The organism is Rhizobium sp. 10PS4, assembly GCF_032464805.1.
Classification (GTDB): domain Bacteria; phylum Pseudomonadota; class Alphaproteobacteria; order Rhizobiales; family Rhizobiaceae; genus Rhizobium; species Rhizobium laguerreae.
The window spans coordinates 87,773-101,021 of sequence record NZ_JAWDIW010000006.1 but is presented as its reverse complement, the minus strand read 5'-3'; the positions used below and the strand labels follow the sequence as shown (position 1 = coordinate 101,021).

Here is a 13,249-nt window from a genome sequence, read left to right as displayed (position 1 = left end):
CCGCTGCCTCCAAGCGGTATGCGTCTATCGGGGATCGTGGTTCAGGCCGGAACAATCGGCCGTTGTCCTGGTTCGCAAATAAAGCCGATCGGATATTCCATGCAGCAAGGGGCTTTGGGATCATGAACTCTCGCAGCCAGGCCGTCTTTTCCAACGCAAGACCCGCCGGCTTCGCCCGTATAAATCGCGCCAACTGGATCGACACATTGCGCGTGGTTGCGGCTGTCATGGTTCCGACGGCGGCCAAAGGCGTCATCATTCGCCGCCCGATCATGGAACGCCTGGCACAGCGGCAGGGTCTGGATACCAGCGCCGTCAGGCAGATGCAGCGGCTGGTGAAAAAATATGGCCGGGCACCCCTCCTCTTGCCTATACCGTTCCGGCCGCAGCTGCTTATCCTTGACCCTGCCGACGTCTCCACGGTGCTCCACTGTTCGCCCCAGCCATTTGCCACGGCAACCTGGGAGAAGCGCGCCGCTCTTGCGCATTTCGAACCGAAAAACGTGCTGATCTCAGATGCCTCGCGGCGGGCCGAGCTTCGGCCGATTCATGAACATGCTTTGGCAAGCGCGGACCGGCTGCATCCCTCTTCGGCCCGCTTCAAGACGATCGTCGATTCCGAACTCCCGGAGATTTTGGACGGCATTGGTGCCGACCGGCCGAACGAACTCGATTGGTCTGCGTTCTCGCAAGCCTGGTTCCGGATTGTTCGCCGGACCGTACTCGGCGATCGCGCGCGCAACGACGTCACTTTGACGAAGACCTTGAACGACCTTCGAAGTCGGGCGAATTGGGCTTTTGCAGCTTCCATCGATCGGCGCAAGCTTCGGCAGTTTCAGCAGCAGCTGGGTCAATATCTGCGCCAGCCGGAGGAGGGCAGCCTGATTGGTCGGCTGCCGAAAGGCAGCGATTTCGATTTAGAAAGTCAGGTGGCCCAATGGCTGTTTGCCTTCGACGCTGCTGGAATTGCCGTTTTCCGGACGCTTGCGCTGCTTGCCTGCCATCCGAGCTACTGGGCCAAAGCCGTTGACGAAGTTAAAGATCCCGAACTTGATCGTCCCTTCACGCGCAGTTGCCTGCTCGAGGCTCTGCGCCTCTGGCCGACGACACCCGTCATCCTCAGAGAGCTGACCGAGGAGATCAAAGGCGACAGGACCGTGGCGCGCGGCACGGGCGTCATCATCTTCGCGCCCTTCTTTCACCGTGATCCCGAGCTGGCTTATGCAAACCGGATGGAACCAAGTATCTGGGGACCAAACGACACCTTGCCGACAGTCGGATTCGTACCTTTCAGCGCTGGTGCTGCCATTTGTCCAGCCCACAATCTCGTACCGGCGATTGCAAGCTTCGCCATCGGCGCGCTGTTGTCGGAGGCGGATATCACGCTGCTTCAACCGTCTCTGACGGTCGACAACCTGCCCGGCACCCTCAACCACTTCGATATTCGGCTACGGCTAAGCAGGCAGCGGGTTGGAGCCGGTGCGCCGCATGCTGCGGCAGGCTTTCCGCCTCATTGAAATCCATTCTTTGTCGCAGTGGCGATCCGCAGAAGCGATAGTCTTTAGGTCTTAGCTGCCGGCGGCGGCTCAACTGCATAATGGCGTTGGCCTCGCCGGCACAAATAGACCTCCCGTTCCGGATGATCGTCGATTCGAAAGCCGGCGCTGCGCAGCATCGCCTCGACCGCCGCCTGGTTGGGAATGAACCAGTTTGTCGGATCGGACGCATAACGTTCCTCGACAAAGAAGAGCTTCGGATATTCAGGCTGGTCGAAGATGCTCCATTCGGAAAAGTCGTAATTTTTCCTAAGGTCGGGAATGCGCTCGTCGCCGCGTTGGAGGCATTGGAACAGCATCATGTCACCGACAGCGTGTTCATAGAGAAGATCCAGCGCCAGCAGGGGGTGGCGCAGGTGGTAGAGCACGCCCATGAAAATCACCAGATCGAATTTTTCACCCAGTTGGGCGACGTCATAGACCGACATCTGCCGGAACTCGATCTCCGCTCCCGCTTGTTCCGCCGCGAAGCGGGCCTGCGCCAGGTAGCGCGGGTCGGAATCGATGCCGACGACACGGGCGGCGTTGCGGCGTTTCATCTCGAGGGCATAGAAGCCGGCGTTGCAGCCGACGTCGAGCACGCTGAGGCCGCTGAGATCGGCCGGCAGCACATGCTGAAACCCTTTCCACTTGAAGGTGGGATAGTCTCCGAGGAAATGATCGGCCGCTGTCATGTGGCCGCCGATGTTCAAATTCTGAAACCACGGCCCGAGTTCCTGAATCCGCTTTTGCAGGTCCTGATCTCTCGTCGGCTGTGCTGCACCCATCTCGGCTCTCCTTTGTTATTCATCGCTCACACGTCAGACGCCGATCGCGGTGCGTCCGGTTTTTGCACGTTGCCGCCAGTTCGAGCGCCGCGTGACCTTCGCGCCATCGAAGCCGCCGTCAGGACGAGCCGTGGCGATGAACCAATCGGCCGTCAGGCGCAGACCTTCGGCAAGCGGGACCGTCGGCTGCCAGTCGAGAAGGTCTTTTGCCCGCGAAATGTCGGGCCGTCTGCGCTGCGGGTCGTCTTGCGGCAGCGGCTTGTGGACGACGATCGAAGTCGACGGCACCATGGCCATCACCATGTCGACCAGCTGGTTGATCGTGAATTCGCCGGGATTGCCGAGATTAACCGGGGCGGCCGGATTGGGATCGACATCCATCAGCGCCATCAGACCTGCAACGAGGTCGCTGACGAAGCAGAAGGAGCGCGTCTGGTCGCCGCTTCCGTAAATCGTCAGCGGCGCGCCTGATATGGCTTGTACCAGCAGATTGGAGATGATCCGCCCGTCGCTCGGCTGCATACGCGGCCCATAGGTGTTGAAGATGCGGGCGACACGTGCGTCCACTTTGCCGGTCCGCAGCATATCGAAGCAAAGTGCTTCCGCCGCCCGCTTGCCCTCGTCGTAGCAGGCGCGCGGGCCTATGCAGCTGACATTGCCGCGGTAGTCCTCCGTCTGCGGATGCTGGACGGGATCGCCGTAGACCTCGCTCGTCGACGCCTGCAGAAACGAGGCGCGGTGCCGTTCGGCCAGCGAAAGCAGATTGCCGGTGCCGGCAACACAGGTCATCATCGTATGCACCGGGTCTGCCTGATACTGTGGGGGCGATGCCGCACAGGCGAGATTGTAGATCTGGTCTAAAGGCTCGTCGATTCTATCCAGATGGCAGATGTCCTTTTCGATCAGACGGAACTTCGGATGGTTGATCAGCGGCCGGATATTGTCCTCAGATCCGGTGATATAGCTGTCGACACAGATTACCCGATCGCCGCGGGCAAGCAGCGCATCGCATAAATGCGAGCCGACGAAACCGGCTCCTCCGGCGACAAGCACAGTCTTCACTCTTCCGTTTCGCGTCCTTTGCAGCATCATGCGTCTCCTAGGCTGAAATGGATTGAGGTTCGGGGGCGCTGTCGTTCACCCCTTCTTCTGGCAGTTCTCGCAAGGCGGCGGCGAGTTCACGAGCCCGCACCTCGCCGGTATGGCGCTCAAGCACCGTCGCCCTAGCGGCCGATGCCAGCGCACGACGCCCCTCGGGAGAGATTGTCGTCAGGGCGTCGATCACATGCTCCGATCCTTTGGCGACGACGATTGCCTGACCGTCGGCAAAGAGCTCGTCCAGGCCGCGCCAGTCGTCGCTGATGATCGGCGTGCCGCAGGCAGCGGCCTCGAACAGCCGCACGCTGGGCGACCAGCCCGCTGCAATCATGTCGCTTCGCGTGACGTTCAGCGTAAAACGCTGCCGGCTGTAGAAGCTCGGATGATCGGTAGGAGGCAGGTGCTCGATCCGTTCGACGTTTGCCGGCCAGTCGATATTCCCCGGATATTGAGGACCGGCAACCACGAAGCTCAGATGCGGCAGCTGCCTGGCAGGCGCAACCAGCAGCCGCTCCAGTGTTGGCTGCCGGTCGGGGCTATAGGTGCCGAGATAGCCGAAATCCCATTGGAAGGCTTCGCCGGTCGGCCGGTATCGGCTCGCATCGACGGAGCAGTAGAGAGCGATCGCCTTACGCGCGCCGTATCGGCGTTCGAGCCGCGCCAAAACCTCTCCGCCCGAAAACGAGAAGTAGGCGTCGAAGGTCGCAAGCTGTCGGCGCGCCAGATATTCCTCGTCGCCGCGGTCGAGTTTCGCCAGCGTGACCGGCGTGTCGACATCATAAAAGCACAGCCGTCGCGGCTTAAGGGCGGCGATCGTGTCGATAACCGCCACGCCGGATGGAACGTAAGACCCGATGATGACCGCGTCCGCCGCCTTTATCCGATCGGCATGGTTTTCGATCATCTCATCGATGTCGCTGTAGTGGACGAGCTGGCAGAAGTCGGGATCGGGAAGATCTCGATGCGCTGCATACCAGGGCACGTCGCGCTCCAGGAACAGCACCCGGTGCCCCTCAGCGTGCAAGCCGCCGATGAGGGCGCGATAGGTCGTTGCGTGACCATTGCCCCAGGACGACGACAAGGAGAGGCCGAGGATGACGATATCGAGCGGACTGGTCATTCGGCAGCCTCCGCTCGCGTGGCCCGGGCGCGGAAGATGGCATTGGCGGTCTCGGCGCGATTGCTATAGGTATGTTCGGCAAGCACGCGTCTCAGCGCCCGCTGTCCGATCGCCCTGGCCTGCTGCCATGTCAGGCCGGCCAAAAGATCGGCGACATCCTGGCCGTCGCGCGCCACCAGGATTTCGTCGCCGGGCTTGAGAAACAGGTCGATGCCCTGCCAATAGTCGGTGATCAGGCAGGCGCCTGCGCCGGCCGCTTCGAAAACGCGGGTTGCCGGCGAAAAGCCATTTTCCGCCATGCTTGCACGCGAGATATTGAGCACCGCTTTCGGCGTCGCGTTGAAAGCGTTGTGGTCGCGGGTCGGGACATGCCCGATGTGAACGATGTTCGACGACAACGCTTTGTCACTCCAGCCGGACCCGCCGAGCAGAAACTTTTGCTGCGGCAGGCGTGCAGCCGGTTCGAGGAAAAATTGCTCGACCCGCGCTTCACGATCGGGCAGACGGTTGCCGAGAAAGGCAAGATCTGCGGTGAACCGCGCCTCTTCCTGCACCGGATGATGGGTTTCAGGATCGAGCGCGTTATAGATCGGCACGCAGTCGGCTGCACCGAGGCTGCGATAGGCGTCGACCACGGGATTGCCGCCGCCATAGGTGAGGATGAGGTCTATCCGGCTCAAGGATTTGCGAAGCGGGTGCTCGGGGCTCTGCCGCAGCTCTGAGAGCGTTGCCGGCGCATCCACATCCCAAAAGATTTTCAGAGCCCGTTGTCTGGCGTGGCGAAGAACTTCCTGCAGCAGGAGATCGTCCTCGAAACCGACGCCGCTGGCTTTGACGACGATATCGGCCTCGGCCGCAGCCGCCGTCACCTCCTTCAGCGCCTCGATTGTGCCTTGGTAGACGACGACCTTGCACCATTCCGGCGGATCGATATCGCGGTTTTTCTGCCGGTCGTAGACGTCGGGCTCGTAGAAGGTGATGTCATAGCCCTTCTGCGCCAGAGCGCGCAGCAGGCCGCGATAATAAGTGGCGGCACCGTTCCAATAGGCTGAAACCAGGCTTGATCCGTAAAAGGCGATTTTCATTCGGCAGCCTCCTTGGCTGGCAGCTGCCCGACGACGCCCGCCGTGCCGCATTGCTCCAGAATCGAGAAGAGTTCATCGACGCGATGCCGGCAGGTGTGCCGCGCGCGGATCGTCTCGAGGCCGGATGTGACCAGCGCAGCCGCGAGAGCATCGTCCGCCATCACTTCGCGCAGCAGGCGCGTCATCTCTCGGCCATTTTTGGCAACGAGATAATCCCTGCCCGGCCTGAAAAGCGCTTCGGCATCGTGCCAGGGGGCTGAGATCAGCGGGATGCCGCAGGCCAACGCTTCGAAGACACGGATCGTTGGAATGCCGGGCAGGTTTTCGACATAGGGGCGTCGCGGGATATGCACGGTCACTTTGTGGCCGGCGAAAGCGAGCGGCGCCTCTGCATTGGCGATCCAGCCGCCATAGGCGATGCCTGCATCTTCGAGAGCATCGAGCGCCTGTTGAGGGTAGCGCACACCGCGAACGGTCGTCGTCAGCCCGAGCTCATGCGCGGGGTGGACGAGGAATTCCATCAACTCGGTGGAGCGCTCGTCATCGCCCCAATTGCCGATCCAGATGAGATCGCCGGTCTTTTCGATTTCCGGCCTCGGATAAAACAACGCGTCGTCGGCCGCCTCATGCCAGGTAAAGACCGATCTGCCCCAACCGGCCTGCAGATAGCGCTGCCGTAGCGTCTCGCCGAAGGCGAGCACGCCGTCATAATCTTCAAGCGTCAGTCCGGCGATATCGCCTTTTGCCGACACGGCCCGGTGATGTGTGTCGTGGAACAACAGGGTGAAATCGGCGCCGCTGCGCCGGGCTCGGCCGATCCGTTCCACCAGCGCCGGTTCCGTCCATTCGTGGACGACAACGACGTCGGCCTCGGCGATCGCCGCTTCGTGATCGAAATGCGGTCCGTAAATTTGCGAACGGAGCTGCGGGAACAGTTCGTGAAATTTCTCGACCGCCCTCGGCCCTTGATCGCTGAGCAGGTTGCTGCGGCTCCAGGATTCCTCGGGTTCGAGCGCCAGCGCCTCGTGATGCCGGCGGGTCAGCTCGCGCATGATGCCGCGCAGGAAGTGGGCGTTGCCATGGTTCCAGTCGGAAACCAGCGAATGGGTGTAAAACAGGAATTTCATGATTGCTCCGCCGCTACCGGGGTAAATTTGTCGTTCAGCAGCTGCGCATAGGTTTCGAGCACCGCTGCCGCCTGCCGTTCCAAACCGAAGGCTCGCGAGCGCTCCAGCGATCGCACCACGAGTTCGCCGCGCAATTGCTCGTCTTCGCTGAGGCGCATGCACACTGCTGCCAGGGACCGGGGATCATTCGGATCGAAGAACAGCGCGCATCCGTGCCATAACTCGCGATAGGTCGGGATATCGGACAGCACCAGAGCCGCGCCGCATCGCGCCGCCTCCAGGGCGGTCAGGCCGAAAGGCTCGTAAACGGATGGCGATACGACGATTTGCGCGCGCTGCATCAGGGCGATGGTCTTCGGATAGGACAGCGGTCCGCGATCGTCGGCGTCATTGAGCTGCAGTCGCTGTCCGTTGGGACCTGAGCAAGAACCTGCCATGACGACGGGCAGAGGCATCACCGCTGCCGCCCTGTCGAGCACAGCCCCGTTCTTTCCCTCGTCCCACCAGCGACCGGCCGCGAAGACAAAGATCTTCTTTGGACGCTGGTTGGATCCGACGCGGCTGGCGTTGTGGACCACCTTCAGCCGGGATACAGGACCATAGACGGCCTGCAGCGCATTCGCATGGCTCATGCTCGGCGACAGCACCGCATCGGCGCGGTCGAAGCCCTCACGGTTTGCCTCGCGCTGCCAGACCCAGTCCGGCGGCACCGGCGTCCCGCGCACCGCGGCAAACCACGTGACGACGCAGGAATGGGAAACCGCGACAACGGGCAGCGGCGTATCGATGCCGGCGGCCTGGGACGGCAGGTTGAGATGCAGCAGATCGACGCGATAGTCTCTGGCGATCCGAGAGATTTCGGCGGGCGCGGCTGATATTTCGGCGCTGCTCGCCGCCATCCAGTCGAGAGGGGCATCGAGCCACACCAGCTGTCCCAGCGCTTTCGCCTCTGCGGTCTGCGTTGCCGACGGTGCGGGTCCGAGGCCTGCAAAGACGATTTCCATCCCCTGGCACCGAAACCCGGCGGCGAGATCCATCGTATAACGCCAGACGCCGCCAACCGCATCGAGGGTCATCAATATCCGGTTTCGTCGACGAATCATGCGGAGACCTTTCGATCGCGGCGCGGGATCGGCCGGCCGCCGAAACGGTTTTCGATGAGCCACTCCGCCAGGTGCTGCAGTCCGCTTTCCCAGCCGACACGCGCGCTCCAGCCAAGCGTGTGCTGGAGCGCGCGGGTGTCTGCGACGAAGAAATACTGGTCGCCGGCTCGCCAGTCGTCGAAGGAAGCTTCGACCGGGCGCCCAATCAGCCTGCCGATCTCGCGCAGGACTGCGAGCACGCTGACGGCATTCGCCGGACCGCCTCCGAGGTTGAAGACGCGGCCCTTGATCCCGTCAATGCCATCGAGGACGCCGCGATAGGCGGCAATCGCATCCGCGACATGCAGAATATCTCGGACCTGCTTGCCGTCACCGTAGATCGAGATAGGTTCGCCAGCGAGCGCCCGGATCAGGAAATGCGCCACCCAGCCCTGGTCCTCGGTTCCGAACTGGCGTGGGCCATAGATGCAGCTCATCCGCAGCACAGCCGTCGGGATGCCAAAGGATTTTGCATAATCCAGCACATACTGGTCGGCCACGCCTTTCGAGCAGCCATAGGGGGTGCAGAAATCGAGCGGCCTGTCTTCGCCGATCCCGTATGACCGGATGGTCGCGTCGACCGGCAGGTAGCGATCCTCGGCCTCACGCATGGCAATGTCATCGAGCCCGCCATAGACTTTGTTGGTGCTGGCAAAGATCACCGGAGCCTGGCGGCCGGCCTTGCGCACCGATTCCAGCACGTTGATCGTGCCGCGCGCATTGGCCTCGAAGTCGTCGATCGGATGGATGAGGCTCGTCGTGACCGCAGTCTGGGCGGCGAAGTGAAAGACCGCCTTGGCGTCGGCAAAGGCTGCTTCGATGCTTCTCGCGTCGCGCACGTCGGCAAGGACGGGATGTACGTTTGAGCCATGTCTTTCGGTCAGCCAGCCGAGATTCTGATCGACGCCCGGCCGGCCGAGATTGTCGAGCACGACAACGTCTTCACCGTCCTGAAGGTAGCTGTCGGCAAGGTTGGAGCCGATGAAGCCGCAGCCTCCGGTGATGACGATCGGGGCGGCTCCCTTGGCGACGTTGGGGGTAGCGAGCCGGGCGACCTGCTCGAGCCGTTCGACGCCGCCTTCCATCAGCAGGCGCGCGAGCAGCTTCGGCTGGTTCTCATGGGTGACGGCACCGAGATGGTAATGCCGGGGGTCGAACCAGAGGCCTTCCTGCACCGGCACATCCGGCGGCACATCCCGCCAGGAATACCAATACATCCGGTCGGCCGGCACGCTCAGGGCCTTTACGAAACGCCGTGCCTGTTCCATCTCGTCGTTGCGCCAGGTCGAATAACCGGTTTCGGTGATCCAGATCTCGGCCTTGTCGTTGAAGCGGCCGATAATTTTCCGCATCTCGCCGAGATGCATGTCCCAGCCGCCCCAGGTGCCTTCCTCACTGTCCCATGTGCCGGGGAACCCGTGGAAGCCGACGGCATCGACGACGCCGAGCACGCCGCGCTCGCCCATCAGGTTGAGCCAATAGGGATCAAAGGGGCATGGTCCGCCGAGCACCGGCCGCCAGCCGCGATGTTTGGCCCAATAGGCGGCGGCGCCGACCATCTCGCAAAACAGCAGAAAGTCCTTGTCTTCGCGCCAGTCCCAGTCGAGCAGGTTGTTGGGCTCGTTCCACAATTCGATGTGACTGAAATACCGACCGTATCGGCTGAGCACGTGGTCGACGAAGTCGGCATAGGATTTGAGATCGGCCGGTGCGCCGGAAGACCGTCCTGTCCGGGATAAGGACGGCGGCGTGTAGTGAATGCAGGGCAGAAGATCAATCTCGCGCCCAAGCTTCGGGATCAGCCAATCAAACCATGCTTCGCCTCCTGGAGCGAGATATTCGGCCCATGAGAGATGCGTGCGCAAGTAGCTGGCGCCGCTTATACCGACATCTGCGATCGTCTGCGACGTCCGCTCGTATTCGCCCGGGCGAAACCACTCGACGAAGCCATAGGATCTCGAGGACGCGCCGGTTCCGGCGGACAATGCGGATATGGTCATGATACCAGCCCTCTTTCCTCCAACTGCCGTTTCATCTCTGCGCCGCGATCGATCGCTCCGGTATGTCTCACCCAATCGGCGAAAGGCCCGAGCGCGTTTTCCAGCTTGAAGCGCGGCTCGAAGCCGAGCAGTTCGCGCGCCTTTGCGATGTCGGCAAAGCAGTTGCGGATATCGCCGGAGCGCGCCTTGTTCATGATCTCGGGCCGTATTTCCGGCACGCCCATAGCATCGGCGAGAAGCGTTGCGACCTCAGCGATCGTATAGGCCTGGCCGCTGCCGATATTGATGACATGTCCCGGCGCATTGGGTTTTTCGAGCGCGAGGCGGAAGGCGCGCGCCACGTCGCGCACATGCACGAAATCCCGCCGCTGCTCGCCATCTTCGAAGATCATCGGCGGCTGGCCATTGGCGAGCCTGGAGGCGAAGTTTGCCAAGACGCCGGTATAGGGGTTGGACAAAGCCTGGCCGGCACCGAATACGTTGAAGAGACGGAGCGCCACCGCCTCGACGCCATAGGCTTCGCCAAAAATCAGGACCTGTTTTTCCTGCGCATATTTGGTCAGCGCATAGATCGAGGCGAGATCGACGGGCTTTTCTTCATCCGTTGCAACCGGCCTCAGGACTTTGCCGTCAGCGCCGCGCAGGTTCCATTGGCCGGCCTTGATCTGGTCGCCGCGTCGCCTGACCAGATCGAGCTGCGCACCGTCGGCGGTTTCATAGCGGCCCTCGCCATAGACACTCATGGACGAGGCGACGACAACGCGTTTGGGCCGGCGACCGATCATCGCCTCCAGAAGGACCGCCGTGCCGAGATCATTGCCGCCGACATATCGGGCGATCTCGTACATCGACTGTCCGACGCCGACCTCCGCAGCGAGATGGATGACGCCATCGGCACCCAACAAAGCCCGTTCGACCGCAGTCTTATCCCTGACGTCGCCGCGCATTATTTCGGCAGCCTCGGGCAGCGCCGTTTCAGCATCGCCGTGAACCTGATCGATCAACGCATCGAGGACCCGCACCTCATAGCCGTTGTCGAGAAGTTCCTCGACGACATGCCTTCCGATGAAGCCGCAGCCGCCGGTTACAAGGATCATCGCCATCTGATTTCCGTCCGCTCAAGTTGAAGATGACCTGCCGAACCAAGCGCGGCGAAGATTGTTCCGGCTTCAATGTCATCTTCTTTGACATGTTCTTTGACATCATCCGGAACATCTGGCGGCGTCGCTGGTTCGGCGGCCAATCCATGAGCGAAATATTCCTCGAAGATTGAGAAGCGGCCACCGGCGTCTGCCGGCAAGCAGACCGGCCATGCCAAACGAAGGAGCAATTCATGAACATGTTGGCAAGAGCGGCCGAGGGAGCAATCCGGGCGGCGATCATCACCGGCCCCGGAGAAGTGTCCGTCGAAGAGAGACCTCTTGCCCAGCCGGGACCGGGCCAGGTCAGGATCAGGCTCGAAGGCTCGGGCGTGTGCGCTTCCAATCTTGGCCCTTGGGCCGGCCCGGAATGGATGACCTTTCCGACTGAGCCGGGCGGTCTCGGTCACGAGGGCTGGGGCAGGATCGATGCGCTGGGCGACGGGGTGTCTGGCCTCAATCCGGGAGACCGGGTCGCTGCGCTCTCATATCATGCCTACGCCACCCACGACATCGCGGATGCCGACGTGGTCGTGCCGCTGCCGCCGGCGCTCGACGGCCAGCCTTTCCCTGGCGAGCCGCTCGGCTGCGCGATGAACATATTCCGGCGCAGCCGCATCGAGGCGGGCCAGACCGTCGCCATCATCGGGATCGGATTTCTCGGCGCCTTGCTGACGCAGCTTGTTAGCGGCGCCGGCGCGCGCGTCATCGCCGTCTCGCGCCGTCCGTTTTCCCTCGAAATCGCCAAGCGCATGGGCGCCGCCGAGACGCTGGCGATGGACGACCACTGGCGGATCATCGAAGCTGTAAGAGAGTTGACCGACGGTGCTTTCTGCCACCGCGTCATCGAGGCGGTCGGCAAGCAGTGGCCGCTCGACCTGGCCGGCGAACTGACAGCCGAGCGCGGCCGGCTGGTGGTGGCCGGATACCATCAGGACGGTCCGAGGCAAGTTAATATGCAGCTCTGGAATTGGCGTGGCCTCGACGTCATCAATGCTCACGAACGCGATCCCAGGATATATATCAGCGGCATGCGCGAGGCGATCGAAGCGGTCGTTTCCGGCAGGCTCGACCCGTCATCGCTCTATACCCATTCCTATCCGCTCGAAGGCCTGGGCGAAGCGCTCGACGCCACCCGGGACAGGCCAGATGGTTTTCTCAAGGCGATGGTGACGTGCTGATGAATAGGATGGCAGAGCGCTTCCTGCAGACGCGGGTCAAGCCCTTGAGACTCGGCTTTCTCGGTGTCGGCTGGATCGGCAGAAACCGAATGGAAGCGATCCTCCGCACGCAAATGGCCGAAGCCGTTGCCATCGCCGACCCCTCCGAGGACATGCTGGAAGAAGCCCTGCGCCTTGCGCCCGATGCGGAAATCGTCGGCGGTCTCGATGCGCTCCTGTCGCTCGACCTCGACGGCGTCGTCATCGCCACGCCGAGCGCTCTGCACGCCGAGCAGTCGATCCGGGTGCTGCAGGCGGGCGTTGCGGTGTTTTGCCAGAAACCGCTCGGCCGATCCGCGGCGGAGGCGGCGGCGGTCGTGGCCGCCGCCAGATCAGCCGATAGGCTGTTGGGCGTCGATCTCTCCTACCGTTATACGGAAGGCATGCAGCGCATCCGCGATCTGACCAGAAGTGGCGAGCTTGGCACGGTCTTCGCTGCCGATCTGGTCTTCCACAATGCCTACGGTCCCGATAAATCCTGGTTTTACGACAAGTCGCTGTCGGGTGGCGGATGCGTGATCGACCTCGGCGTCCACCTCATCGACATGGCGCTCTGGTGCCTCGACTTTCCCGAGGTGGTCGACACCACGAGTACGCTGATGAAAGGCGGCGCGCCGATTAGCGCAGCGGGGGATGTCGAAGATTTCGCCGTCGCCACTCTGGCGGTGGCAAATGGTGCTGTCATCCGCCTCGCCTGCTCCTGGCGGCTGCAGGCAGGATGCGATGCGGTTATCGGCGCCGACTTCTTCGGCACATCCGGGGGTGCATCCTTCAGGAATGTCGGCGGGTCGTTCTATGACTTTGCCGCCCATCGCTTCCGCGGCACATCGACTGAAGAAATTGTCCGGCCTCCCGACGACTGGGGTGGCCGGGCGGCAGCGGACTGGGCGGCGCTTCTCGCCAGTGGTCAGGCTTACGATCCGTCCTGCGAACGACTTGTCGATGTCGCCGAAATTATCGACGACATCTATCGGCACGCATGAAGCAGCGGTGTC

Annotated in this window: 12 protein-coding genes; 3 read left to right on the top strand and 9 right to left on the bottom strand. The window is 62.3% G+C overall.

What is annotated here, in order from left to right; translation table 11 throughout:
* The first annotated feature begins 122 nt into the window (after positions 1-122).
* Positions 123-1,517 (top strand): cytochrome P450, encoded by a 1,395-nt coding sequence (locus tag RWJ89_RS13005; protein ID WP_316031011.1) that lies wholly within the window; start codon positions 123-125, stop codon positions 1,515-1,517.
* Positions 1,518-1,561: 44 nt separating this feature from the next.
* On the opposite strand, the gene RWJ89_RS13000 is transcribed toward RWJ89_RS13005, so the two are convergent.
* From RWJ89_RS13000 to RWJ89_RS12960, 9 genes are read right to left on the bottom strand one after another with little or no spacing between them, the layout of a single operon-like run.
* Entirely contained in the window at positions 1,562-2,323 is a 762-nt protein-coding gene (locus tag RWJ89_RS13000) for a TIGR04290 family methyltransferase (RefSeq protein ID WP_168345525.1), read from the bottom strand.
* A gap of 33 nt (positions 2,324-2,356) precedes the next feature.
* The gene (locus RWJ89_RS12995) at positions 2,357-3,412 is read right to left on the bottom strand and encodes a UDP-glucuronic acid decarboxylase family protein (RefSeq protein ID WP_222319576.1); all 1,056 of its coding nucleotides are present in this window, start codon (positions 3,410-3,412) and stop codon (positions 2,357-2,359) included.
* 10 nt (positions 3,413-3,422) lie between these two features.
* Positions 3,423-4,541 carry a CgeB family protein gene (locus tag RWJ89_RS12990; RefSeq protein ID WP_316031010.1) on the bottom strand — a complete coding sequence of 373 codons (1,119 nt, stop codon included), beginning with the start codon at positions 4,539-4,541 and terminating at the stop codon, positions 3,423-3,425.
* Complete coding sequence (locus tag RWJ89_RS12985) at positions 4,538-5,626, bottom strand: CgeB family protein (RefSeq protein WP_131640090.1); 1,089 nt, start codon at positions 5,624-5,626, stop codon at positions 4,538-4,540. The genes RWJ89_RS12990 and RWJ89_RS12985 overlap by 4 nt, the downstream gene beginning before the upstream one ends.
* Complete coding sequence (locus RWJ89_RS12980) at positions 5,623-6,753, bottom strand: CgeB family protein (protein ID WP_316031009.1); 1,131 nt, start codon at positions 6,751-6,753, stop codon at positions 5,623-5,625. The genes RWJ89_RS12985 and RWJ89_RS12980 overlap by 4 nt, the downstream gene beginning before the upstream one ends.
* Positions 6,750-7,829 (bottom strand): glycosyltransferase family 4 protein, encoded by a 1,080-nt coding sequence (locus tag RWJ89_RS12975; protein WP_316031008.1) that lies wholly within the window; start codon positions 7,827-7,829, stop codon positions 6,750-6,752. Before RWJ89_RS12975 ends, RWJ89_RS12980 begins: the two co-directional genes overlap by 4 nt.
* Positions 7,830-7,852: 23 nt before the next feature.
* Entirely contained in the window at positions 7,853-9,895 is a 2,043-nt protein-coding gene (locus RWJ89_RS12970; protein ID WP_316031007.1) for an NAD-dependent epimerase/dehydratase family protein, read from the bottom strand.
* The gene (locus tag RWJ89_RS12965; protein ID WP_131640094.1) at positions 9,892-10,998 is read right to left on the bottom strand and encodes an NAD-dependent epimerase/dehydratase family protein; all 1,107 of its coding nucleotides are present in this window, start codon (positions 10,996-10,998) and stop codon (positions 9,892-9,894) included. The genes RWJ89_RS12970 and RWJ89_RS12965 overlap by 4 nt, the downstream gene beginning before the upstream one ends.
* The gene (locus RWJ89_RS12960; protein ID WP_131640095.1) at positions 10,989-11,195 is read right to left on the bottom strand and encodes a hypothetical protein; all 207 of its coding nucleotides are present in this window, start codon (positions 11,193-11,195) and stop codon (positions 10,989-10,991) included. The genes RWJ89_RS12965 and RWJ89_RS12960 overlap by 10 nt, the downstream gene beginning before the upstream one ends.
* Positions 11,196-11,228: 33 nt before the next feature.
* Here RWJ89_RS12960 and RWJ89_RS12955 point away from each other — a divergent pair, with 33 nt between their 5' ends.
* The gene (locus RWJ89_RS12955) at positions 11,229-12,215 is read left to right on the top strand and encodes an MDR/zinc-dependent alcohol dehydrogenase-like family protein (protein ID WP_316031006.1); all 987 of its coding nucleotides are present in this window, start codon (positions 11,229-11,231) and stop codon (positions 12,213-12,215) included.
* On the top strand, positions 12,215-13,237 hold the full coding sequence (locus RWJ89_RS12950; RefSeq protein ID WP_316031005.1) for a Gfo/Idh/MocA family protein: 1,023 nt from the start codon (positions 12,215-12,217) through the stop codon (positions 13,235-13,237). Before RWJ89_RS12955 ends, RWJ89_RS12950 begins: the two co-directional genes overlap by 1 nt.
* Positions 13,238-13,249: the final 12 nt, after the last annotated feature.

What these genes read in the sequence shown, in the direction of transcription:
- RWJ89_RS13005 (WP_316031011.1), top strand. Translation starts at nt 123, where the DNA reads ATGAACTCTCGCAGCCAGGCCGTCTTTTCCAACGCAAGACCCGCCGGC.
- RWJ89_RS13000 (WP_168345525.1), bottom strand. Translation starts at nt 2,323, where the DNA reads ATGGGTGCAGCACAGCCGACGAGAGATCAGGACCTGCAAAAGCGGATT.
- RWJ89_RS12995 (WP_222319576.1), bottom strand. Translation starts at nt 3,412, where the DNA reads ATGCTGCAAAGGACGCGAAACGGAAGAGTGAAGACTGTGCTTGTCGCC.
- RWJ89_RS12990 (WP_316031010.1), bottom strand. Translation starts at nt 4,541, where the DNA reads ATGACCAGTCCGCTCGATATCGTCATCCTCGGCCTCTCCTTGTCGTCG.
- RWJ89_RS12985 (WP_131640090.1), bottom strand. Translation starts at nt 5,626, where the DNA reads ATGAAAATCGCCTTTTACGGATCAAGCCTGGTTTCAGCCTATTGGAAC.
- RWJ89_RS12980 (WP_316031009.1), bottom strand. Translation starts at nt 6,753, where the DNA reads ATGAAATTCCTGTTTTACACCCATTCGCTGGTTTCCGACTGGAACCAT.
- RWJ89_RS12975 (WP_316031008.1), bottom strand. Translation starts at nt 7,829, where the DNA reads ATGACCCTCGATGCGGTTGGCGGCGTCTGGCGTTATACGATGGATCTC.
- RWJ89_RS12970 (WP_316031007.1), bottom strand. Translation starts at nt 9,895, where the DNA reads ATGACCATATCCGCATTGTCCGCCGGAACCGGCGCGTCCTCGAGATCC.
- RWJ89_RS12965 (WP_131640094.1), bottom strand. Translation starts at nt 10,998, where the DNA reads ATGGCGATGATCCTTGTAACCGGCGGCTGCGGCTTCATCGGAAGGCAT.
- RWJ89_RS12955 (WP_316031006.1), top strand. Translation starts at nt 11,229, where the DNA reads ATGAACATGTTGGCAAGAGCGGCCGAGGGAGCAATCCGGGCGGCGATC.
- RWJ89_RS12950 (WP_316031005.1), top strand. Translation starts at nt 12,215, where the DNA reads ATGAATAGGATGGCAGAGCGCTTCCTGCAGACGCGGGTCAAGCCCTTG.